The organism is Alteromonas sp. M12 (genome assembly GCF_037478005.1).
Lineage (GTDB): Bacteria > Pseudomonadota > Gammaproteobacteria > Enterobacterales > Alteromonadaceae > Aliiglaciecola > Aliiglaciecola lipolytica_A.
In genome coordinates this window covers 383,591-406,813 of sequence record NZ_CP144164.1, presented here as the reverse complement: position 1 = coordinate 406,813, position 23,223 = coordinate 383,591, and the positions used below count along the sequence as shown (strand labels likewise).

16 protein-coding genes are annotated in these 23,223 nt (G+C 44.8%); 9 read left to right on the top strand and 7 right to left on the bottom strand.

Features of this window, described 5'->3' with window-relative positions; all coding sequences use genetic code 11:
* Nucleotides 1-16: 16 nt before the first annotated feature.
* The 3 genes from VUI23_RS01670 to VUI23_RS01660 all read right to left on the bottom strand — a co-directional run bounded on the left by VUI23_RS01670 (nt 17) and on the right by VUI23_RS01660 (nt 2,712).
* Nucleotides 17-889, bottom strand: coding sequence for a hypothetical protein (locus VUI23_RS01670; RefSeq protein ID WP_303501484.1), 873 nt, complete (start codon nt 887-889; stop codon nt 17-19).
* A gap of 176 nt (nt 890-1,065) precedes the next feature.
* Nucleotides 1,066-2,061, bottom strand: a complete 996-nt coding sequence (locus tag VUI23_RS01665) for a hypothetical protein (RefSeq protein WP_342806525.1) — start codon at nt 2,059-2,061, stop codon at nt 1,066-1,068.
* A gap of 87 nt (nt 2,062-2,148) precedes the next feature.
* On the bottom strand, nt 2,149-2,712 hold the full coding sequence (locus VUI23_RS01660; protein WP_342806523.1) for a DsrE family protein: 564 nt from the start codon (nt 2,710-2,712) through the stop codon (nt 2,149-2,151).
* A 375-nt stretch (nt 2,713-3,087) separates the two neighbouring features.
* On the opposite strand from VUI23_RS01660, the gene VUI23_RS01655 reads away from it, so the two are divergent.
* The 7 genes from VUI23_RS01655 (at nt 3,088) to VUI23_RS01625 (ending at nt 12,114) form a co-directional block, all read left to right on the top strand.
* Nucleotides 3,088-4,254: an efflux RND transporter periplasmic adaptor subunit gene (locus VUI23_RS01655; RefSeq protein WP_342806521.1), complete on the top strand. Its 1,167-nt coding sequence runs from the start codon at nt 3,088-3,090 to the stop codon at nt 4,252-4,254.
* Nucleotides 4,255-4,264: 10 nt separating this feature from the next.
* Nucleotides 4,265-7,399, top strand: coding sequence for an efflux RND transporter permease subunit (locus tag VUI23_RS01650; RefSeq protein ID WP_342806519.1), 3,135 nt, complete (start codon nt 4,265-4,267; stop codon nt 7,397-7,399).
* A 1,016-nt stretch (nt 7,400-8,415) separates the two neighbouring features.
* A complete protein-coding gene (locus tag VUI23_RS01645; RefSeq protein ID WP_216050544.1) occupies nt 8,416-8,613 on the top strand; it encodes a twin-arginine translocase TatA/TatE family subunit in 198 nt (65 codons plus the stop codon).
* A gap of 21 nt (nt 8,614-8,634) precedes the next feature.
* Entirely contained in the window at nt 8,635-9,027 is a 393-nt protein-coding gene (locus tag VUI23_RS01640) for a preprotein translocase subunit TatB (RefSeq protein ID WP_342806517.1), read from the top strand.
* Nucleotides 9,024-9,860: a twin-arginine translocase subunit TatC gene (gene tatC, locus VUI23_RS01635; RefSeq protein ID WP_252729421.1), complete on the top strand. Its 837-nt coding sequence runs from the start codon at nt 9,024-9,026 to the stop codon at nt 9,858-9,860. The genes VUI23_RS01640 and tatC overlap by 4 nt, the downstream gene beginning before the upstream one ends.
* A 163-nt stretch (nt 9,861-10,023) precedes the next feature.
* On the top strand, nt 10,024-11,478 hold the full coding sequence (locus VUI23_RS01630; protein ID WP_342806515.1) for an alkaline phosphatase PhoX: 1,455 nt from the start codon (nt 10,024-10,026) through the stop codon (nt 11,476-11,478).
* A 66-nt stretch (nt 11,479-11,544) separates the two neighbouring features.
* Entirely contained in the window at nt 11,545-12,114 is a 570-nt protein-coding gene (locus VUI23_RS01625; protein ID WP_342806513.1) for a PEP-CTERM sorting domain-containing protein, read from the top strand.
* Between the two features lie 1,112 nt (nt 12,115-13,226).
* On the opposite strand, the gene VUI23_RS01620 is transcribed toward VUI23_RS01625, so the two are convergent.
* The 4 genes from VUI23_RS01620 to VUI23_RS01605 form a co-directional block, all read right to left on the bottom strand.
* The gene (locus VUI23_RS01620; RefSeq protein ID WP_342806511.1) at nt 13,227-16,385 is read right to left on the bottom strand and encodes an efflux RND transporter permease subunit; all 3,159 of its coding nucleotides are present in this window, start codon (nt 16,383-16,385) and stop codon (nt 13,227-13,229) included.
* Entirely contained in the window at nt 16,378-18,462 is a 2,085-nt protein-coding gene (locus tag VUI23_RS01615; RefSeq protein WP_342806509.1) for an efflux RND transporter periplasmic adaptor subunit, read from the bottom strand. The genes VUI23_RS01620 and VUI23_RS01615 overlap by 8 nt, the downstream gene beginning before the upstream one ends.
* Entirely contained in the window at nt 18,462-19,868 is a 1,407-nt protein-coding gene (locus tag VUI23_RS01610; RefSeq protein ID WP_342806507.1) for a TolC family protein, read from the bottom strand. Before VUI23_RS01610 ends, VUI23_RS01615 begins: the two co-directional genes overlap by 1 nt.
* A gap of 815 nt (nt 19,869-20,683) precedes the next feature.
* Complete coding sequence (locus VUI23_RS01605) at nt 20,684-21,106, bottom strand: hypothetical protein (RefSeq protein WP_342806505.1); 423 nt, start codon at nt 21,104-21,106, stop codon at nt 20,684-20,686.
* Nucleotides 21,107-21,427: 321 nt separating this feature from the next.
* On the opposite strand from VUI23_RS01605, the gene VUI23_RS01600 reads away from it, so the two are divergent.
* On the top strand, nt 21,428-22,615 hold the full coding sequence (locus VUI23_RS01600; RefSeq protein ID WP_342806503.1) for an outer membrane beta-barrel protein: 1,188 nt from the start codon (nt 21,428-21,430) through the stop codon (nt 22,613-22,615).
* Nucleotides 22,616-22,647: 32 nt separating this feature from the next.
* Nucleotides 22,648-23,202: a polysaccharide biosynthesis/export family protein gene (locus VUI23_RS01595; RefSeq protein ID WP_342806501.1), complete on the top strand. Its 555-nt coding sequence runs from the start codon at nt 22,648-22,650 to the stop codon at nt 23,200-23,202.
* Nucleotides 23,203-23,223: the final 21 nt, after the last annotated feature.

The following is a 23,223-nucleotide window of genomic DNA, read 5'->3' as shown; positions in this document are numbered from 1 at the left end:
ACTTGCAAACATTTTGCTAGTTGCCTCGGCCATATTTATCCACAAAACCATCGGCAAAGCGTTGTGCAGAGTCCACATCCATATTGAAATACAATGAGGGTTCAATCAATTCAACTTCCATTGTCACGTAGGTGTCTTTGTATTTAACTAGGTCGATACGGGCATACAACGGCATTTCCGGTAAGGCTGCTAACACCTTTTGTGCGCTCGCTAATATATGTTCGTCGGCTTCTACACTTCGAAGTTGTCCACCATGTTCTTCTTGCACTCGAAAATCATTTTGTTTGGGCACTTTAACAATGCAATGACTGTATTGTCCGTTAAAATAAAACAATGAATATTCGCCTTCGTTAATCACACTCTTTAAAAAAGGTTGGATCATAAATGGACGAGTGGAAAATACCTCAGTCAAACCTTCTTGCTCTTCCACCACAGATTCGAGCGACAAACGATAGGTGTAATCGGCATTTGCACTGACTAAAGGTTTGACGACGATTTCTCGGCTATTAAATTGTTCAAAAGCACCTTTCATAAATGCTAAATCGAAAGTGTCACACCAGATAGTAGGTACTATCCCCACGCCCTTGGCTTCAAGTGACTTTAAATAGTCTTTACGGATATTCCACTGTACCAACGCTAAACTGTTCTCTAGTTTTGCTGTGCTGCTGTCTATTTGTTGTAAACGCGCTAAAAAGGCATCGGCGTTATTTTGATAATCCCATGTACTGCGAATTATCACCACTTCGTAGTCATCCCAGTTGGTACCGTCTGCATGCCAAGAAATTTCAACTGCTTCCCAGCCCATTTCTGCCAGAGGCTCGTAAGCTAGGTGATCGTAAACGAAAAAATCTTCCAGATCGTCAGTCGATAAAATTGCTACTTTTCGCATCGGTTATCCTCCGAGTAATTGCAAATACATAGGTTATTAGGTTGAAACGCAGGATTTAGGGTAACTAAGAATCTACGCCTTCACCAGCATTGTTAAAATTTTGTTAGAAACCACTGTTGCAATAGCGTGTTACTTTAGACAAGCAACTTTCACACTGCGGTCTAACTCACTTGGCGTTAGGCGAAAAACAGCGATTTGTTGATTAGTTGAAAGCCAGCCCAAGTCAACAATGGAATAGATATTAATATGGTGACTCGTACTATCAATTGAAAGGCATTTGCCCATTTTTTTGGTGGGGTGTTATGTAGGCGTTCTGTATCACTTAAAATCAGATCTCGTTCACGTGGCGTTAACTTTTCAAAACTGACATGGGGTGTCATCTCCGAAAAATGCCACTCATATTGATTAGCTGCTTTGAGGGTTTCAAAAGTACTACTTTTTATTTGTTTGATTCGCAGCAGTGGATAAAAGGTCAGGTTAATTAGGATTAAAAAGACCGTTCCGGCCATGATAAAGTCTTTAAATTGAGGTTCCCCGCCAATCCACAGTAATGGTACTAGTGACAGACCGATAGAAAAGAACAATGCATTCCAAAAAACCGCTTTAGAAAAAGGATAAGAGTGATGGCTTCGAAACAGCTCTACAGTTAAATGTTCAACAATGAACTTATCAATAATGTGCGTATTACGCAGAATTACTGCAATAGCTAAACAGATACCTGTCCACATCCACCATGTCTGTAAAATCAAAGGAAAACGTTTGAGGTTACCTTCAAAGCCCAATTCTTCTATGTAAAAAAGACGCTCGCTATATAAATAGCTGAACATAATAACGAAGCCAGCAATCAGGCTGAATAGGAATACTTTACGGGGAATTTGGCTGATTTTATTCGCAATGATGCTCGACTCGTTAAGTGACAAGCCGCAATTTTGCGCATTTTTTAAGACTTCTTTATAGGCAATTGAAATAATCAACGGCAAAATAAGGTAGCTAAAAGCGCCAATTATTGGCAACCCTAACGCAGCCCCAACATCTCTAACCTGCTCTACATTAGAAATTGAGTTAGGACTTACTATCAAACCACTAAGTGTATTCAGTGCAATAAAACAAACCGCAATACAAATTGCCAAATACGCTGAATTCACAGTTAAACTAAAACTTCTACTACTCACAAACGTCCAATCACTACTTACTATTTGTTAACGAACAAAATTTGTCCGGCTAATATTTATACATTTAAACAACTAAAAAGCAAAAGTTTAAAATGGATTAAGTGAATACCCTTGCTGATTCAACAAGGCATGAGCCGTCATAGCTGAAAGCGACATTTGAACTCCGTCTATCAGATCTTGATTGGCAATCTCATCAAAGGCGGCTGACTGGCCACATAAGAACACTTGAACATTGTTTTTTAACAGCTCAGTGATCAACGGATGATTAGGGTTGTCGGTAGCAAAACGTTTTTTATAGGCTGTTGGATTAAGTAAATCGTTACCCGCGCGGCCATGTACTACCAAAGCCAATTGAATGTTTTCTTGCTTTGCGCCGTTAGCCACCAGCATATTGATAAACCGAGCTAAACTACCAAAGTGACGGTTAAGCTTCTTCTCGCCACTGACTTTACTCACGTCAAATGCCACTTTGAATTTAGTATCGCTATCAAAAGTTTGATCAATTTGCACTTTTGCGTGTTTCCCGAAATTATGGATCACAGGACCAGAGCTAAACACTTCCGCCTTTTTGCTTTCAGCTGCGACACTTTCAGTTAAGCCACCTTGCCAACAGACCACCAAAACACCCAACATTAGAATAAACTGTTTCAACCTTTTCACTCCCAATTCGAATAAGTGACAAATTCTACCTTACTTTTGCAAATTCTCTGAGTACGATTTTGCCCTTTACTTTGTGTTTAAACCCAATGGTAATTCCGAGCGTACCAACGATTGTTGCCAAGGTTACAAGTTAAGACACATATTTTAACAAATCAGCTAAGGTAAAATCTTCTTTATTGCCATTAGACAAGGTAAGATTGTCGGCCTTTAAAACAGTGAAAGATAATCAGGCATTCTTCAAAACGGTTAATCGCTGTTTTGAGAAGACCTTAGGTGTGAAGTAGTTGATTTGTGAGTGTTGGTCTGAAAACGACAGGTACAGCAAACAGATGCCCATAAAGTATAAAAATAAAAATGTGAGTTAGTATGAATAATACATGGATTAGAGCCCTGCTATTTATTGGTGTAGTTGGTTTGGGAATTGGCGCTATGATAATAATTGGCGCATCAGGTAAAGAAGAATCAGCAGAAGAAAAAGTAGATACTCGACCTCTGGTCAATATTATTCCTGCAGAATCCATGAATTATCAGGTTTTGATTCATAGTTTTGGTGAAGTCACACCGCTAGAAAGTACTAATTTGTCTGCTCAGGTATCAGGTGAAGTGACCAGCTGGAACCCTAAATTTGTTGCCGGTGGACTAGTCAAACGCGGCGAAGTTTTATTTAGCATCGAAAAAGACACCTACGAAGCCGCGCTATTGCAAGCAGAAGCGGAATATACCCAAGCCCAGGCAGCATTAATTGAAGAACAAGCCCGCGCCGAAGTAGCAAAACAAGAAGCGAAAAACTTCCCATCAAGTCAAGTGAGTGACTTGTACCTACGTAAACCGCAAGTGATGAGTGCCCAAGCTGCCCTAAAATCTGCGCAAGCAAGAATGAAAATAGCGCAGCGTGATTTAGACAATTGCGAAGTGACCGCTCCTTATGATGCGCTCGTCATCGAACGCTCCATTGGCCTTGGAGAATACATAAGCAGTGGCACCCAAGCAGGCACTTTAAACAGTATCGAAGCGGCGGAGATTTTGTTCCCAATTGCTGGATTCGATAGCGCTTTTCTGCCGACCAACTTAGAAAACCAAGATGCAGTGGTGATTATCAAGGGTGCAAAAACCTTTACCCGTGTGGGCAAAATTGAACGTGATACTGGGGTTATCGATCAATCCACCAGAATGAGCCATATCGTGGTTAGAATAGATGACCCTTATGGCTTGAAAAGCCAAGTCCCAGCCTTGAAATTTGGTAGTTATGTAGAGGTCAACATTTCCGGTCAGGTATTAGAAAATGTATACCGCCTACAACAAGACTTGGTCACCAATAAAACGGTGTGGGTCGTTGATAAAGACAACAGGTTACAACCCAAACCAGTGCAGATTATTCGCGAAGAGGGCGCGCACTTTATATTAAAAAGTGGTTTAGACAATCAAGATCGCGTTGTTACTACTATTCCAGAATATCCTCAGAAAAACATGGAAGTACGCCTGTCTAGCGATCCAAAAGATGACGATTTAGTCGCCCAGCAACCGAACCAGTAGGCCGAATATTATGACAAATGAAGCCAAACAGACGGGACTAATCGCCTATTTTGCGAATAACGCAGTAGCCGCCAATTTGCTGATGATTTTTATCGCTATCATGGGTGCAGTCACGTACTTCTCGCTACCCAGACAAATGTTCCCCAGTATTGAAGTAAACTTTATTTCGATTCAAGCCAATTACCCTGGTGCGTCCCCGCAAGAAATTGAAGAAGGTATTCTGATTAAGATTGATGAAGCCTTAAAAGATGTCACCGAAATTAAACGTAGTGTTTCTAGAGCATTTAGAAACAGTGGACGAGTGTCCTTAGAAATCGATCCTGATGAGCAACTATCTGATGTGCTCGACAAAGTTAAGTTGCGTGTGGATGGCATCGCCACGTTTCCAGCGGGTATGGAACCGGTCACGGTTTATCAAGAAGAATTTAATCAAGACGTCATAGAAATGGCAATTGTCGGCGATTCAAGCTTAAAGGACTTGAAACCACTAGCCAAAGATATCGAAAACGAATTGCTGCAATTATCCAATGTGTCTTTGGTTGACCTATATGCCCCAGATGACGAAATTGCGGTTGAAATTCAGCCCGACCAATTACGCAAATACAACATAACCCTAGACGATATTCGTCTGGCGATTCAGCGTTTTTCAGCCAATTATTCGGCCGGCCAACTACGCACCGACACCGGCATCATTTCTGTGCGGGTGGAAAACCAATTCTATAAAGGGGATGAGTTCCGCCGTATCCCAATTAAAATAGGCAACAACGGCGCCCAAGTTTTGCTTGAAGACGTGGCCATTATTCAAGATGGTTTCACCGAAGGCGAACGCTACTTTAGTTTTTCTGGCCAGAACGCCATTTACATGTCGGTGAAGGCCACTAAAGATCAAAACATGATCCCCGTGGCAGAATCGGTAAAAGCCTACGTTAAAGAACGCAATAAATCCTTACCCGAGGGCTTGGAACTAAAAATCTTAGTTGATATGACCAAATACGTTACCGAACGATTAAATATGATGCTCAGCAACCTGTTTCAAGGTTCGATTTTAGTTGCATTCATGTTGACCCTGTTCCTACGTTTCAGGCTTGCATTATGGGTAATGATTGGTCTGCCCGTGTGTTTCTTGGGCGCTATTTTAACCATGAGCATGTTTGGCATTAGCATCAACGTGCTATCGTTGTTTGCGTTTATTATGGTACTGGGCATAGTCGTAGATGACGCCATAGTAATAGGTGAAAGTGCCTATACCGAAATAGAAAAACACGGCGGAGGGGTCGAAAATGTGGTTAGAGGTACAATGCGGGTAGCCACCCCAGCCACCTTCGGAGTACTGACCACCATAGCTGTATTCGTACCATTCACCCAAGGCAGTGGGTTTTTAGGCACTATGATGTGGAACATCGCCGGTGTAGCCATATTTTGTTTAGCCTTTAGCTTAGTTGAATCAAAATTAATCTTGCCGGCCCACCTAGCCCATACCAATTTTAAACCTATCAAAGCAGGCAGTTGGCGAGATAGATTTAATAGCCGATTTTTTGGCTTTGTTAACGGCCCATACCGTAACTTCATTGAAGTCAGTACACGCTTCCGCTGGGCAGTATTTGGTACCTTTATTGCCTTGTTGCTGACCAGTGTTGGGCTAATTTCCGGCAACTTTGTACGCATGGTTCCATCGCCATCTGTACCACATGATTTCCCTAGTATTCGCATAGAAATGAATGAAACCGTTTCAGATACAGCGACCATAGAGGCATTAAAACTTATCGAAAAAGTTGTCCAGAAAGTGGAGAACGACGTGATAGATGAATACGGCTCTGGCTTGGTCAGAGACACGCTTTCATTTAACGATGGTCGCACCGAAGGTCGGATTATGGTTGCACTAGTGCCAGAAGAACAACGTCCCTTTGATACCTTTGAATTGGCAAGAAGATGGCGTGCGGAAATACCTGAAATTCCGGGCATGAAGTCATTTACGATTAGAGATGACCCCTTCGCTGAAGGTGGCGGTGATGGTGACTTTGGCTACTTATTATTTGGCCCCGACATTGAGACCCTCAATGCCGCTGGACGAAAATTCATTGAGCTATTGCAACAAGAAAAAGGCTTATTCGATATTAGCTCAACTATCGATCCTGCCAGTAAAGAAATCCAGATGACACTATTACCAGTGGCCTACGATTTAGGCTTGGATCTTTCATCTATCGCCAACCAAGTGGGTGCCAGCTTCTATGGCGGCGAAGCCCAACGCGTCATTCGTAATGGTGAAGAAGTGAGAGTTATGGTCCGCTACCCTAGGCTGACTCGGGAGCGATTTGCCGAACTAAAATACGCCGTCATCACCACACCTTCTGGTAAAGAAGTGATGTTAGGTGACGTGGTAAGTTTAGAAGAAATGCCCGGTATCAGTTACATCCGCAGAGAAGGCGGCTATAGAAGCGTTTATGTATATGGCAATATCGACGAAGAAGCGGTAGAACCCAATGCCGTAGTCGAAAGAATTGCTGAAAACTTACTGCCTGAAATGCAGAAATTTTTCCCATCGGTGAAAACCGAATTAGGTGGTGCGATAGAAGAAACCCAAGCCCAGCAAAATGAACAAATACTGTTTTTCATTGCCGGCTTAATCATGATGTATATTCTATTGGCCGTGCCGCTGAAAAGTTACATGCAGCCCTTTATGATATTGATGGTGATTCCATTTAGTTTTACAGGAGCAATATGGGGCCACTTTTTCTTTGGCGTTGACCTTAGCACCATGTCGACCTTTGGGCTCATTGCTGCAGCAGGGGTAGTAATCAACGATTCATTGTTAATGACAGATTTTATTAATTCCAGACGCAAAGAAGGCATTCATATAAAACAAGCAGTACTGGACGCAGGTTGTGCTCGTTTCAGAGCAATCACATTAACCTCGATCACCACTTTTGTGGGGGTATTGCCAATCATGTTCGAAACCAGCATGCAAGCCCGGATGGTAGTGCCCATGGCCATCGCACTAGGCTTCGCCGTAATGTACGCCACCATAGTGACCTTGGTTCTGATTCCAAGCATGTACCTGATATTGGAAGATATTAGATTACCGTTTAGATGGATCAAAGCACGCCTATCCAAATCCGAACCAACCCCACAACAAAGCACCCCATAGGCGGGTGCTTTAGCCTCACTAACACCTGCGTATTCATAGGGGTTTTCCATGGGCTTTCTCCATGGCCTGAAGGCCATGCTACAGGGCGATAAAATCCGGCTACCGCGGATCCATGGCCTAAAGACCATGCTACAACCCGCGTTTACCGTGACGTATTCCCCCTGTAGGCGGGTGTTTTAACCCCGCGAAAATGTAAAATATTCCATGGCCTAAAGGCCATGCTACAACCCGCGTTTACCTTGATGTATTGTATTCCCCCTGTAGGCGGGTGTTTTAACCCCGCGAAAATGTAAAATATTCCATGGCCTAAAGGCCATGCTACAACCCGCGTTTACCTTGATGTATTGTATTCCCCCTGTAGGCGGGTGTTTTAACCCCGCGAAAATGTTCAATATTCCATGGCCTGAAGGCCATGCTACAAGAGATAACCTTCGGCTCCCGCGGATCCATGGCCTAAAGGCCATGCTACAAGAGATAACCTTCGTCTCCTGCGGATCCATGGCCTGAAGGCCATGCTACAACTCGCGTTTACCTTGATGTATTGTATTCCCCCTGTAGGCGGGTGTTTTAACCCCGCGAAAATGTTCAATATTCCATGGCCTGAAGGCCATGCTACAAGAGATAACCTTCGTCTCCTGCGGATCCATGGCCTAAAGGCCATGCTACAACCCGCGTTTACCGTGATGTATTGTATTCCCCCCGTAGGCGGGTGTTTTAACCCCGCGAAAATGTAAAATATGCCATGGCCTGAAGGCCATGCTACAAGGGCGATAAAATCTGGCTTCTGCGGATCCATGGCCTAAAGGCCATGCTACAGGGCAATTAAATCCGGCTTCTGCGGATCCATGGCCTAAAGGCCATGCTACAGGGCAATTAAATCCGGCTTCTGCGGATCCATGGCCTAAGGCCATGCTACGGGCCGTAACCTGCTACTTACTTTTAAATTTCATAATTTCGTCACAGCTTAGTCATACTTTAATCGCATGCTTTATCTTCGTTAATTGGAGAAAGTAAAAATGAGTTTAAGTATTTGGCAATTGGTTTTAGTGGCGTTGTTGTTCATTTTATTGTTCGGCAGAGGCCGTATTCCTGCTTTGATGGGTGACTTGGCGCAAGGCATAAAAAGCTTCAAACAAGGCATTGGCGAAAACGACGAAACAGCGACTCAAACACCGACTGAGTCACAGCCAAAAGACAAGTTAGAAAACCAATAATTACACTGTCTGGAGCACCTTATGTTTGATCTCAGCTGGGTAGAACTTGGTTTTGTGGCCGCCATCGCACTATTGGTAATTGGTCCTAAAGACCTGCCAAAAATGTTCAAAATGATTAATCAGTTTGTGACCAAAGCAAAACGCACTATCAATGACGTTAAAGGCGGCTTTAAACAACTTGAAAATGAAATACGCATAGTTGAAGGCACTACGCCGGAGTCAACAAACTGGAAGCAACTATTACCAGACGAGATACGCAACTTGCCCGATGATTTCATACCCGGCTCGCAACACGCCGAATATCACAGTAACCGTGAACAGCAAATAGCAAACAAAAAAGCTGAAATCGAGCAGCATCAAACGACGCAACTAGAGCAAAACGCCACTCCCACAAAACAGGAACAGGCGCAATGAAACAATCTCAACCAAACGACAGTCATTTAAATAACGATGGGGCAAACAAAAGCCACACTGAAAATAAAGCGCCACTGCTGACTCACTTAATAGAATTGCGCAGACGCCTACTCTTCTGTTTTGCGTTTTTTGCTTTAATGTTTGGTGTTTCTTACTTTTTTGCAGAACAAATTTACAGCTTTTTACAACAACCTTTGTACCAAATTTTCGGGCCGGACAGCGGCAGAAGAATGATCTACACCGGCTTACATGAAGCGTTTTTTACCTATATTAAACTTGCCTTCTTTAGTGCCACTTTTTGTACTTTACCCATCACCTTAATTCAAGTCTGGAAGTTCATTGCCCCGGGCATGTATAAAAACGAACAAAAGGCTCTCTCACCACTGTTTATAGCCACCCCAATTTTGTTTGTAATGGGCGCAGCCCTAGCCTTTTATGTGGTGATGCCATTAGCTTGGGAGTTTTTCATAAGCTTTGAATCAAGCGGGCAAAACGCCACTATCAATGTTGAACTGGAAGCTAAAATGAGTGAATACCTAGCATTGGTGATCCGCTTAATCTTAGCCTTTGGGCTGTGTTTCGAATTACCAGTTTTACTGCTGGTTTTAGCCAAAGCAGGAGTGATTGATGGGCAAACCCTAAAAGACTACCGAAAGCACGCCGTAGTCGCGGTATTTTTCATTGCCGCGTTAATTACACCTCCAGATTTAATTTCGCAGATAGCCTTAGGCGTGCCTATTTTAGCCTTGTACGAATTGTCGATTGTACTGATAAATTGGACCCAATCAGACAAACAACAAATACTTCGCAAGCAAATGGACCAGTCCACCTAACTGATTAATAAAAAAGCAATATTTGTGTCATTAAAAGTTTAAAAAAGCGTAAAAAAACAGATCCTAAACTGTCATTTAAGGTCGGTAGATTAGTTGTCAGCAGGTTGTTTTCTAAAACAGAATTCAACTATCGCCAAACCACTAATAAAGGACCGGAGACAACATGTCAGAACAAGATTTAATACCACAAAATAATGATAAAATTGAACCTGCTTTTAGCCGCCGTCAAGTGTTAAAAGGTGGCTCTATTGCCGCAGCAAGTACTGCTTTTGCAGCGGTTTCTAGTAAAGCACAAGCTGCGTCTTTACCTTTTACCAGCTCATATGGTCCATTAGTACCAACAGCTGACAAAGCAACTGGTCTAAACTTACTTTCTTTACCAGAAGGTTTTGAGTACACCTCTTACGGCTGGACAGGTCAAACACAAGCAGATCTTTTACCTACTCCTACTGATCACGATGGTATGGGTATTGCGGCAGTAAAAGGCAACATCATTGCACTTGTGCGTAACCACGAATGTTCAGAAGGCGAAGGTTCTCCAGCATCACCTCGCGGTGGTCGTGGCGTGTATAACCCAGCCCAAAACGGCGGCACAACTAATCTTATGTTTGATATCGTCAAAGGTGAATTTTTATCTTCCTATAACAGCTTAGGCGGCACGATCAGAAACTGTGCTGGCGGAAGCACGCCTTGGGGTACTTGGTTGTCTTGTGAAGAAACGTTCCACACCTGGAATCAAGGTCCACAAGGTGAAAACCACGGTTATGTATTCGAAGTACCTGGATTTGGTATTTCTGATGGCCAACCAATTCGCGAAATGGGTCGTTTCTCTCACGAAGCTGCAGCTGTTGATCCGGCTACTGGCTATGTGTATGAAACTGAAGACGCTGGCTCATCTGCATTCTACAAATTTGTACCTGCAGGCGAATGGGGCGACTTAAAATCTGGCGGTAGCTTGTTCGCTATGGTTTTAAACGGTGAGTCTCGCGTAGATTTGCGTGGCGGTTTAGTTGTAGGAACAGTTTGGGATGTGACTTGGCAAGAAATTGCTGATCCAGATGCAACTACCGAAAGATGTTACAACCAAGCTTCTGACGCGGCAATCATTGAGCGTGGCGAAGGCTGCTGGTATGACGATGGCAAAATTTACTTCGTGTCTACTTCAGGCGGCGCTGCAAATCTTGGCCAAATCTTCTGCTACGATCCTCGTAAAGAAACACTAACCATTATTTTTGAATCTTCAGACGCTGTGAATGAAGTTAACGCGCCAGATAACATCGCTGTTAGCCCACGTGGAAACATCTTGATGTGTGAAGATGGAAGCTCTAACCCTAAACGTCTTATCGGTTTAACCCTATCAGGTGAAACCTTCCCATTCGTTGAAAACAACGTGTCTTTGGACCAAGGCGATTTAGCCCACATCGATTCAATTTATCCGGGTACAGCAGCTAACTTCTGGGACTCAGTAGGTGACTCAACAGACGGTAGCAACAGACGCAGCTTCACTAGCCGAGAAATGGCTGGCGCATGTTTCTTTGGTCGTTGGTTATTCGTAAACGTGCAATCTCCAGGTGTGACTTTCGCAATCACAGGTCCTTGGGAAAACGGCGCACTTTAATCTAAAACAATAATAAATGGCACCTCGAAATACTTCGCAGGTGCCTTCTTCAAATTAGGAAAGACTATGAAACGTATATTTACTCCAATGCTAGCTGCCCTAGTATTGTTATGCAGCGCATCAGCTTCTGCTTCAATTATTTCTTTACCGAGTGACGGCTTAATCGCTGACTCAGTTGTTGGCGATAGCGGTTGGTTAAACGAAGATACTTTTGGTGACGCCATCGACTTCATCACTTTCGATGTTGCAGCACAATCGACTTTCTCTGCCACTGCTGATTCATTGATCACTATGGGTTTGAGCTTATATCAAGGAACGATAGCTAACGACTTCGCTATTCCATTTTCAAATAACTCAGATTTTACTGATTTCTTCAGCAATTTAGTGTTTGTAGATGGAAATAGTCCGTTTGTACCTGGCTTAGGCGGAAGCTTAACAGGCCTAGTATTAGAAGCGGGTTCTTATACTTTAGCTGTTGGTGGTAACGAAGGTTTCTTCGATACATTCACAGAATACAGCTACAACCTTGAAGTAGCGATTGCAGAAGTTCAGCAAGTTTCTGAACCATCTGCATTATTTTTATTGTTTTTCGGTATCGCTGGTTTGTTAGCAGCTCGCAAACAACAAACAAAATAAACCGCGAAACAATCATCGAATACCAAGGGGCAAACGCCCCTTTTTTGTTTTGTCCTCGCCAATGCCAAACCCATGGCCCCGCAATCCATGGCCCGCGTTCCATGGCCTAAAGGCCATGCTACAAGGACGTTAACATCCGGCTTCTGCGGATCCATGGCCTGAAGGCCATGCTACAACAGAACATCTACCTGTAGGCGGGCGCTTTAGCCCCGCGAAACGGTAAACCATCCCAACATCGGCGGTTCCTCCATTGGAGGGTTCCATGGCCTAAAGGCCATGCTACAACAGAACATCTACCTGTAGGCGGGCGCTTTAGCCCCGTGAAATGGTAAACCATCCCAACATCGGCGGTTCCACTGGGATTTCCCATGGCCTAAAGGCCATGCTACAACAGAACATCTACCTGTAGGCGGGCGCTTTAGCCCCGCGAAACGGTAAACCATCCCAACATCGGCGGTTCCTCCATTGGAGGGTTCCATGGCCTAAAGGCCATGCTACAACAGAACATCTACCTGTAGGCGGGCGCTTTAGCCCCGTGAAATGGTAAACCATCCCAACATCGGCGGTTCCTCCATAGCGTATTCCATGGCCTGAAGGCCATGCTACGGGCGATAGATTCCAACTCCCGCGTTTCCATGGCCTAAAGGCCATGCTACAAGAGAGATTACCTCCTCCACCTGTAGGCGGGTGCTTTAGCCCCGCGGATTGCCATGGGTTTTCCCATGGTTTTTCCATGGCCTAAAGGCCATGCTACAAGAGAGATTACCTCCTCCACCTGTAGGCGGGTGCTTTAGCCCCGCGGATTGCCATGGGTTTTCCCATGGTTTTTCCATGGCCTGAAGGCCATGCTACAAGAGAAATTACCTCCCCCACCTGTAGGCGGGTGCTTTAGCCCCGTGAAACGGTAAACCATCCCAACATCGGCGGTTCCTCCATTGGGGGGTTCCATGGCCTGAAGGCCATGCTACAAGAGAGATTACCTCCCGCACCTGTAGGCGGGTGCTTTAGCCCCGCGGGTTGCCATGGGTTTTCCCATGGTTTTTCCATGGCCTGAAGGCCATGCTACGGGCGATAGATTCCAACTCCCGCGAATCCATGGCCTGAAGGCGATGCTACAGTTTTAATTGCTGTTTTCGCCATAAATAGAACACCACGGGCACGACCAACAATGACAAGATCAATGCACTTGCCATGCCACCTACCATGGGTGCTGCGATACGGCTCATTACCTCGGAACCTGTACCTGTGCCATACATGACGGGCAACAATCCAATCATCACTGTTGCAACCGTCATAATCACTGGTCTTACTCGTTTTCCAGCGCCGTCTAAAATGGCTTCAATTAACGCACTTTTGGTAACAGGCACCGCATCAGTCGAGGGTTCATTAACATGCCTGTCCACGTTAGCGTTTTCATGCCTGTCCAGTAAAACCTGAAAAGCCTGATTCAGATAAACCAACATGATCACCCCTATTTCCACGGCCACGCCGGCCAAAGCGATAAAGCCGACACCAACAGCCACCGATAAATTAAAGCCTTCAAGGTAAAGCAACCAAATTCCACCAATTAACGCCAGCGGTAAGGTGCCCATGATGATGATGACTTCCACAACATTTCGGAAGTTCATGTATAGCAGAAGCACAATAATTGCCAGCGTTAAAGGCACAACATAACTGAGCTTTTGGGTAGCACGCTGCATATATTCATACTGTCCTGCCCATTGCAGACTGTAACCTGTAGGTAAATCCAAATTTTCTGCTAAGCGTACTTTGGCGTTTTCCACATAGCTGCCCACATCAATATTCTCAATATCAATGTAGGTCCAACCGTTGATCCGCGCATTCTCACTCTTAATCCCCGGCGGACCTTCTTCGATATACACTTGGGCGACATCAGCCAGCGCAATTCGTTGGCCATTGGGTGTCACTATGGGTAGCAATTGCAAGGCTTCTGGCGAATCGCGGTAAGATTGTGGGTAACGCACATTCACCGGATAACGTTCCAAGCCCTCAACAGTTTGGGTAATGTTCATTCCACCGATAGCAGTAGCTACCACTTGTTGTACATCACTGATATTAAGACCATAACGGGCTGATTTTTCGCGATTGATATCCACCTTGATGTAACGTCCACCAGCCACACGCTCAGCATAAACCGAAGCCGTGCCGTCCATGGTAGAAAGGATTCTTTCGATATCCTGACCAATACGCTGAATGACTTTGATATCTGGCCCTGCTACCTTAATACCCACGGGGGTTTTAATTCCCGTTGCCAACATATCAATTCGGGTTTGAATCGGCATTACCCAAGCGTTGGTTAAGCCCGGCAACTGCACTACCTGATCAAGTTCCTCGCGCAAATCATCAATACTCAACCCCTCTCGCCATTGGGATTGGGGTTTTAATTGAATGACAGTTTCGATCATGGTGAGCGGCGCTGGATCTGTGGCTGTCTCAGCTCGGCCGATTTTGCCAAACACGCTTTTCACCTCGGGAATGGTGGCAATTAACTTATCGGTTTGTTGCAATATCTCGCGCGCTTTACCAATAGATAACCCCGCGTACGTGGTAGGCATATACATCAAATCCCCTTCATCAAAAGGGGGAATAAATTCAGTCCCTATTTTGCTCAGTGGATAAAAACCAACAACTGCCAACACAAACGCCCCAAGCAAAGTCAGTTTAGGGAACAGCAGGACTAATTTAAGTACAGGGGTGTAAACCGCAATCAACAATCGATTCAATGGATTTTTAGCTTCACTGATTACTTTGCCGCGCACCAAATACCCCATTAACACCGGAATTAAGGTTACCGCCAAACCAGCTGAAGCGGCCATGGCGTAGGTTTTTGTATAGGCCAGCGGCGCAAACATCCGGCCTTCTTGTGCTTCTAGAATAAACACCGGCAAAAAACTTACGGTGATGATCAACAAACTAAAAAATAGTGGTGGCCCCACCTCTGACGCCGCTTTAGCCACTATTTGCCAACGATTTTGCTCAGTTAATGGGGTTTTTTCCATGTGCTTATGCAGATTTTCAATCATCACAATTGCACCGTCGGTCATGGCCCCAATGGCAATGGCTATTCCCCCTAACGACATGATATTGGCATTAATTCCCTGCCAATACATCACCGCAAATGCAATCAAAATCCCCATCGGCAAACTCACTACCGCCACAATGGCAGAGCGCAGATGAAATAAGAAAATCGCACACACCAGAGCCACAATAATCAGCTCTTGAGCCAACTTACTCCATAAATTATCCACCGCTCGGTTGATCAGTTCCGACCTATCGTAAACCGTCACCACCTCTACCCCATCGGGTAAGCTAGATTGCAGAGCGGCCAATTTAGCCTTGAGGGAATCAATGGTTTTTTGTGCATTTTCACCAAAGCGCATCACCGCCACGCCCCCAACAACTTCACCTTGGCCATTTAGCTCGGCAATCCCCCGGCGCATTTGTGGTCCTAACCGAATATCAGCTACATCGCGCAATTGCAGCGCAGTGCCTTTATCGTTTAATCCTAGGGGAATCGATTCTAAATCGGCAATGCCAGTTAAGTAACCAGTGGCTGTCACCATATATTCGGCTTCGGCCATTTCAATCACCGACGCCCCCACCTCTTGATTGCCTTGGCGAATGGCGTTTTGAATATGACTAAGGGGAATGTTGTAAGCACGCAACTTGTCGGGGTCAATATTCACCTGATACTGTTTTACCATGCCGCCAATAGTGGCAATTTCAGCAATACCTGGCACAGTTTGCAGCTCAAATTTCAAAAACCAATCCTGTAACGAACGCAACTGGCTAATGTCGTGCTGACCGCTTTTATCTGTCAGGGCATACATAAACACCCAGCCCACACCAGTGGCATCAGGCCCCAGCTGCGGCTTCGCGGAATCAGGAAGGCGCGAAGAAACCTGCGATAGATATTCAAGAACCCGACTGCGAGCCCAATAAAGATCAGTTTTGTCGTCAAAAATCACATACACATAAGAATCACCAAAAAATGAGAAACCGCGCACGGTTTGCGCCCCAGGGACCGACAGCATGGCCGTGGTGATGGGATAAGTGACTTGGTCTTCGACCACCTGAGGTGACTGTCCTGGATAACTGGTTTTGATGATAACCTGTACATCAGACAAATCGGGAATGGCATCTACAGGCGTATTTTTCACACTATAGACACCCACCCCAATCATCATTGCAGTGCATAACAACACAAAAAATCGATTGTGAATGGACCAATGAATTAGCTTCTCAATCATGCTGCATCCCCTGATGCTTTTCAGCGTGGTTAGCATGGCTGTCCTGTTTATCCATGCCCGTCATATCATGCCTGTCCATGTTGCCTTGGTTCATGTTGCTGTGGTCCATGCCCTCGTGATTAGCGTGGCTGTCCTGTTTATCCATGCTCGACATATCATGACTGTCCATGTTGCCGTGGTCCATGTTGCTATGGTCCATGCTCTCGTGGTTAGCATGGCTGTCCTGTTTATCCTGTCTATCCATGCCCGACATATCATGGCTGTCCATGTTGCCGTGGTTCATATTGCTGTGGTCCATGCTCTCGTGGTTAGCATGGCTGTCCTGTTTATCCATGCTCGACATATCATGACTGTCCATGTTGCCGTGGTTCATGTTGCTGTGGTCCATGCTCTCGTGATTAGCATGGCTGTCCTGTTTATCCATGCCCGACATATCATGGCTGTCCATGTTGCCGTGGTCCATGTTGCTGTGGTCCATGCTCTCGTGATTAGCATGGCTGTCCTGTTTATCCATGCCCGACATATCATGACTGTCCATGTTGCTGTGGTCCATGTTGCCGTGATCCATGTTGCTGTGGTCCATGCTCTCGTGGTTAGCATGGCTGTCCTGTTTATCCATGCTCGACATATCATGACTGTCCATGTTGCCGTGGTTCATGTTGCTGTGGTCCATGCTCTCGTGATTAGCATGGCTGTCCTGTTTATCCATGCCCGACATATCGTGGCTGTCCATGTTGCCGTGATCCATGTTGCTGTGGTCCATGCTCTCGTGGTTTGCATGGCTGTCTTGTTTATCTGCTTCTTGTTTATTCGAGAGTGCCGTCATTCGTGAAAAGTCTGAATTGATACTGCTTTCGGAGTCCAGTAAGAATTGTGCTGAGGTGACGATGGTATCGCCCTGTTCTAATCCATCGAGAATTTGTGCCTGTCCATGAGCTACTGTGCCGAGTTTTACCTCTACGGATTTAAATTGGCCATCGCCTAACGCGAGCACTACGCGGTTTTGTGCGCGGGTGCGGATCACCGCTTCGCTAGGAACCCATAAACTGCGCGCGCTGGGTTTGGTATGGATCACCACTTGGGCAAACATATTGGGTTTGAGTTTTCGCTGGCTATTGCTGAACCTTAATCGGGCACGAAGGGTGCGCGTTTGTTCATTCAATGTAGGATAAATATAATCCACTACACCTTGCCAGCTTTCACCAGGCAGGTAATCCAAACTCATGGTTACCGGCAATCCAACTTCCACTTGCCCTGCCAAACGCTCAAAAACCTCAGTTTCTACCCACACATCGTCAAGTGACGCTATCGACATCAGGGTGCGCTCGGGATTCACAAAAAAGCCTTCTCGAATATTTAAGTTATCCACCACTCCAGCTTGGGGTGAACGAAACTCCACGGTTTGCAGTACTTTTTGTGTCTGCTTGAGTGTTTGAATGGCTTGTTTGGGCATTTGCAGCGCCACTAAGCGCGATAGCGCAGCATTGGTGAGTGCACTATTACCTCTATTTACCGCAAGTAAATATTCTTCTTGAGCATTAACCAGCTCGGGGGAATAAAGGGCGTATAAAGGCTGGTCTTTTTCCACCGGCTCGCCAGAGGCGGTAACATAAAGTTTATCTACCCAACCTTGGGCACGAGCATGAATATGAATTAATCTATCTTGGTTATAACCAACATAGCCAATTGTTTGTATCGGCACATGCATGCTGCTGTACGCTACTTTGGCGGTGCGCACTCCTAAATTATTGACAATGTTCGGAGCAATAGAAACCGTGCCTGAGCTATCGTTATTCGTCGAATTATTGTTGGCATATACTGGCACTAAATCCATTCCCATGGGTGACTTGCCAGGTTGATCACGTTTGAAGTTAGGATCCATAGGCGCTACCCAGTAAAGCGGCACTTCATCTGCTTCAACATTTGTATCCTGTTTAGCTGATGCTGATTGACCGTGACCGCTAAAGTTGAAATACAACCCCGATAACAGCGCTCCACCTAACAAACCGGCAACTAAATAAAGTACTGGTGTTAATTGCGATTTGCTATTTGTGGATTGATTGTTAGTTTGATTCATTACTGTTCTCCTAAAACCAGTTTTGATTGGTGGTTGTCACTGGGTTTAGCCTGTACAAGAAAATACTGTAAGTGAGCATTTACTTTTTGTTTTTTAGTGGCGATTAATATGCGCTCTAAGCGGCTATTTAGCTCAGCGATTCGAGCTCGCATCACTTCCCCAAAATCTCCGTTGTTACTGGTGTAGGCAGTCAATTCAGCTTCGGCCTGTTCGTGCATTTGCGGTAAAATGGATGTGTCATAATTCGCTAACCTATCTGCAAGTCGCTGGCGCTGAGAAAGCAAAGATTCAAGTTGCGCCAACATATTGCGCAACAACAGACGTTTTTCAGTTTTTAAGGATTCGGCTTGGTATTTTGCGGCCTGCACGGCTTTGTCTTGGCGCTGATGGGTAAACAGCGGCAAATCCACAGACACACCAACAGAAAAGAAATCCGCACGGCTTTGCCCCGCCTGATCGTCGGCTCGCATGGCATAACTGGCATTCACGCCCCATTGCGGCTGATATTTTTGCTGCGCTAGTTCAACTCCAACCTGTCCAGCCAGAATGGTTTGCTGTACCGCCAGCACCGCAGGATGTTTGCCAAGGAGCTGTCCATAACGTTGCCGATCAAAGGGGGCAGATACAAACTCTGTCATAGCGGGAAACATGGCTGTCTCGGCTTGATTGGTCTCGGCTTGATTGCTGACCGCCTGATTTAGTGCAAAATCGAAAGCGCTGACATTACTCTGGTCAAAATGCTCATTTGCTATCCATTGATATAGCGCAGCTGTGGCTGTCTCTTTATCACTCTGTAATTGGGTTAAGCGGTCTTGTAGACGTGCGAGCTCAAGATTGGCGCGTATCACATCTTCTTGGCGAGTACGCTTTTGTCCAGAGGCGTACTGAGATTCAACCGTTTGCGCCAATTGTTCAAAAAGACGACTTTCTTGTTTTAGCAATTGAATGCTTTGTTGCGCCCCATAACCATCAAGCCATAACTGCGAAACTGTCACCGCGATTTGCGCTGAGCGATCTTGCGCCAGAAACGGATGTTTAGCCGCTAGTTGCTGAAGCTGACGTTTGCGAATACCACGACTATCACCACGAGGAAATTGTTGCGCAATACCCACTTTAAGCTGCGTCATCGCCTCTTGATCGAATGCGAATCCGTTGGTTGGCAAATTCAGCAAGCCCATAGATAAAACCGGATCGGGCAAAGTATCAGCCGCATAGCTTTGCGACTCCAAAGCCTGACGCTTTAATTGATTGCCGCTTTGCCAAGGATCATTATCGATGGCCAACTGCACCGCATCATGCAAGGTCAGTTGCCGTTCGGCAGCCTCAAGATTAGCCTGAGCCGCAGGCAGCGCAAACATAAAAGCACCTGCAATTAAAATCTGGGTTAGATAATTAAGCTTAAACATGTCAAAACTCTATTCATAATGTAATTCCAAAACCTGTAGGCGGTTGCTTTAGCCGCGAAACAAATCGCAAATCCAAACCTGTAGGCGGGTGCTTTAGCCCCGCGAAACAAATCGTAAACCCCAACCTGTAGGCGGGTGCTTTAGCCCCGCGAAACAAATCGCAAATCCCAACCTGTAGGCGGGTGCTTTAGCCCCGCGAAAATAATAAAAATCCACACATTCGTATCCATGGGGTTTTCTCCATGGCCTAAAGGCCATGCTACGGGGCCCCGCGAAAATAATAAAAACCTAAACGTTCGTATCCATGGTTTTTCCCCATGGCCTAAAGGCCATGCTACGGGCCCCACGAAAATAATAAAAACCTACACATTCGCATCCATGGGGTTATTCCATGGCCTAAAGGCCATGCTACAGGGCCCCGCGAAAATAATAAAAATCCACACATTGGTATCCATGGGTTTTTCCATGGCCTAAAGGCCATGCTACGGGCCCCGCGAAAATGATAAAAATCCACACGTTCGTATCCATGGGGTTTTTCCATGGCCTAAAGGCCATGCTACGGGGCCCGCGAAAATAATAAAAATCCACACATTCGCATCCATGGGGTTTTCTCCATGGCCTAAAGGCCATGCTACGGGCCCCGCGAAAACGATAAAAACCTAGACGTTCGTATCCATGGTTTTTCCCCATGGCCTTAAGGCCATGCTACAGGACGATAAAATCCGGCTCCTGCGGATCCATGGCCTAAAGGCCATGCTACACGGGCGTACGGTAAATCCCGTGCGACGAAAAAACGGCGGATCTATTTTGGGGTATTAAATAATCGGGGGTTTGATTAAATTTGAGGTGTGGGCGTCGAGGGCCCTGAATTGCTCGGCGATAACATCGGTATGATTTATCAGCGAATCTGGAAATGGATTGGCCACTACCAACGCTGCTGAAAACGCAGTGCCGTGTTCGCAATCGCAGGTTTGGTTGCAGCAATCTTGGCTTGATTGCATGCTGTGATACTGGGTTTCATCTAAAATCGGAATCGGCTCACCTAGCTCACCTTCATCACTACCATGCTGCATTCCACGATGGGAATCCTGTTGTTGCACCATAATAGAATCAGAGACATTAGCAATATGATTCATTTTTGGCATATTTTCCATGTCACAAACCGCCACCAACGCAGAAACCCCTTGGCTGAAAAGCAAGGCGATTATCATTAACGCGGTAACAAGTTGTTTAACCATGAATAAACCTAAATGAAGTATCTCCAGTATAATAAACCCAGCGAATAAAGAATGCTACCAACAAAAAGAAATAGCTTTGGTGCGGAATGTGCATATCCTTTGTACGACTTAAGGGTGGATTGCCCACTGAACGAACAATAATGTGGATTAAGTCACAAAAATTTAATTACCAATTAATCTATATTTTTGCGTCGAGGTTTGCTATTTTCCCCAGCAATTATGCGTTAATCGACTTGCTTAGTTGTGGTGATGCAGGAATTCTCTCTAAAAGCACGTTTTACGGCCGATGAGAGGAAGACCGGAGTTTATGGAAAGAGCTGTATGATTAACTTAAATAATATGATCTCTCATTTACAGAGACCATTCCTCAAGCTTATTTTGATGCTTATTGCGTTGGCGTACTTCAATTCTGCTAATGCACAGCAACATGAAGGATTTTCGGCCGTTATAGGTGCTAGCCTCGGACAAGATGACAATATTTTCCGAAGCTCAGAAGAACTATCCGACCAATTTTTACAACTTGCCCCTGCACTAAAATTGACCGAGCTTTATGAGTCTGTGCAACTCGATGCACAATATAAGGGCAATTATCGTCAATATAATGATTTGAGCGACCTAAGTTATGCCGAACATGAGGCATCATTGAAAGGTCAGTATAAACACACTTCTAAGTTCACATCAGAATTAACCTTGGGCTACTCAAATAAAATAGAAGAGCCTGGCACAACTAATGCTGAAACCAGCGTGTTAGACGAATTTACTGAGGTATCGTCTTCCTCATTAAAAACCTCAGGGACTTACGGAACGCGAAAGAGTATTGGTCAGATAAGAATAGCTTACGATATAGACAAACGCAGATACGACAATAATGAACAATTCTTCCGTGATTACGATGTCAATCGAATTACTGGGACATTTTATTATCGATTAGCCCCAAAAACCCGATTGTTGTTAGAAGCAAGTATAGATGATTTAAGCTATATAAATACCGAGACATTTGATGTTTCAGCAAGCCAGAATCGATTTTTAATGGGGGCGGAGTGGACAGCAACAGCGCAAACCACTGGAATATTCAAAGTAGGTTATCAAGATATAGATTACGACAATGAGTTTTATGATGATATATCCGGCCTAGCTTATTATTTAGATATGGTTTGGAAACCCAACACATACTCCACAATCACGTTAGGAGCTGATCGCTCCACCCGAGAAAGTGCAGTACAAGGCTTACCCAGTTTCGTCAGCGAAACTTATTCCATTGGGTTAGAGCATAATTTTAGCGCAAAAAGTGAAATAAGCTTTAGTTACCTTTATCGTGAAGATGATTTAGGAAGCACTTTCTCTAGAAAAGATACTATTAGCGCCATCGAAACTAAATACACTTATGCATTAAAACGCAGTTTAGAAATTTATATTGATTACTCTCATAGAAAGCGTAGCTCTGAACTTGCACTTTATGATTATGACTCAAATATTTATATGTTAGGTATTGACTGGTTAATCGATTAGTCAATTTACAGATTTTGAAAAGGAACTATTAAGTGAAAAAACGTATTCTTTTGTTCATTGGCATTTTATGGACTGGGCTTAGTGTAAATGTGTTTGCACAAAGCGTTGAAAATACAAGTGACACCGACACTACCTATCGATTATCAACCGGTGATTCCATATCTGTCACGGTATTTGATGAGCCAGAATTAGGCCTAAAAGAAGCGCAAATAACCGATGAAGGGACTATATCTGTGCCACTGTTGGGCCAAGTAGTAGTGCAAGGCAAAACCGTACCTGAAGTGGAAGCCTTGTTGACTAAGCTATTTGGTGACGACTACCTGAAAAAGCCCAGCGTATCTGTGAGCATCGCTGAATATCGCCCTTTTTATATTAATGGTGAAGTGAAAAAACCAGGAAGCTACCCGTTTAGAACCAAGATGACGGTACAAATTGCAGTAACTATTGCGGGCGGGTTTACTGAGCGTGCTTCAAAAAGCAATATTTACTTGTTAAACCAAGCCCAAAATAGCGAACGAAAAAAAGTCGATTTAAATGCCACGGTTAAACCGGGCGATGTAATTACAGTGGAAGAAAGCTTTTTCTAAGCACTATATGTTAAAGCTCAG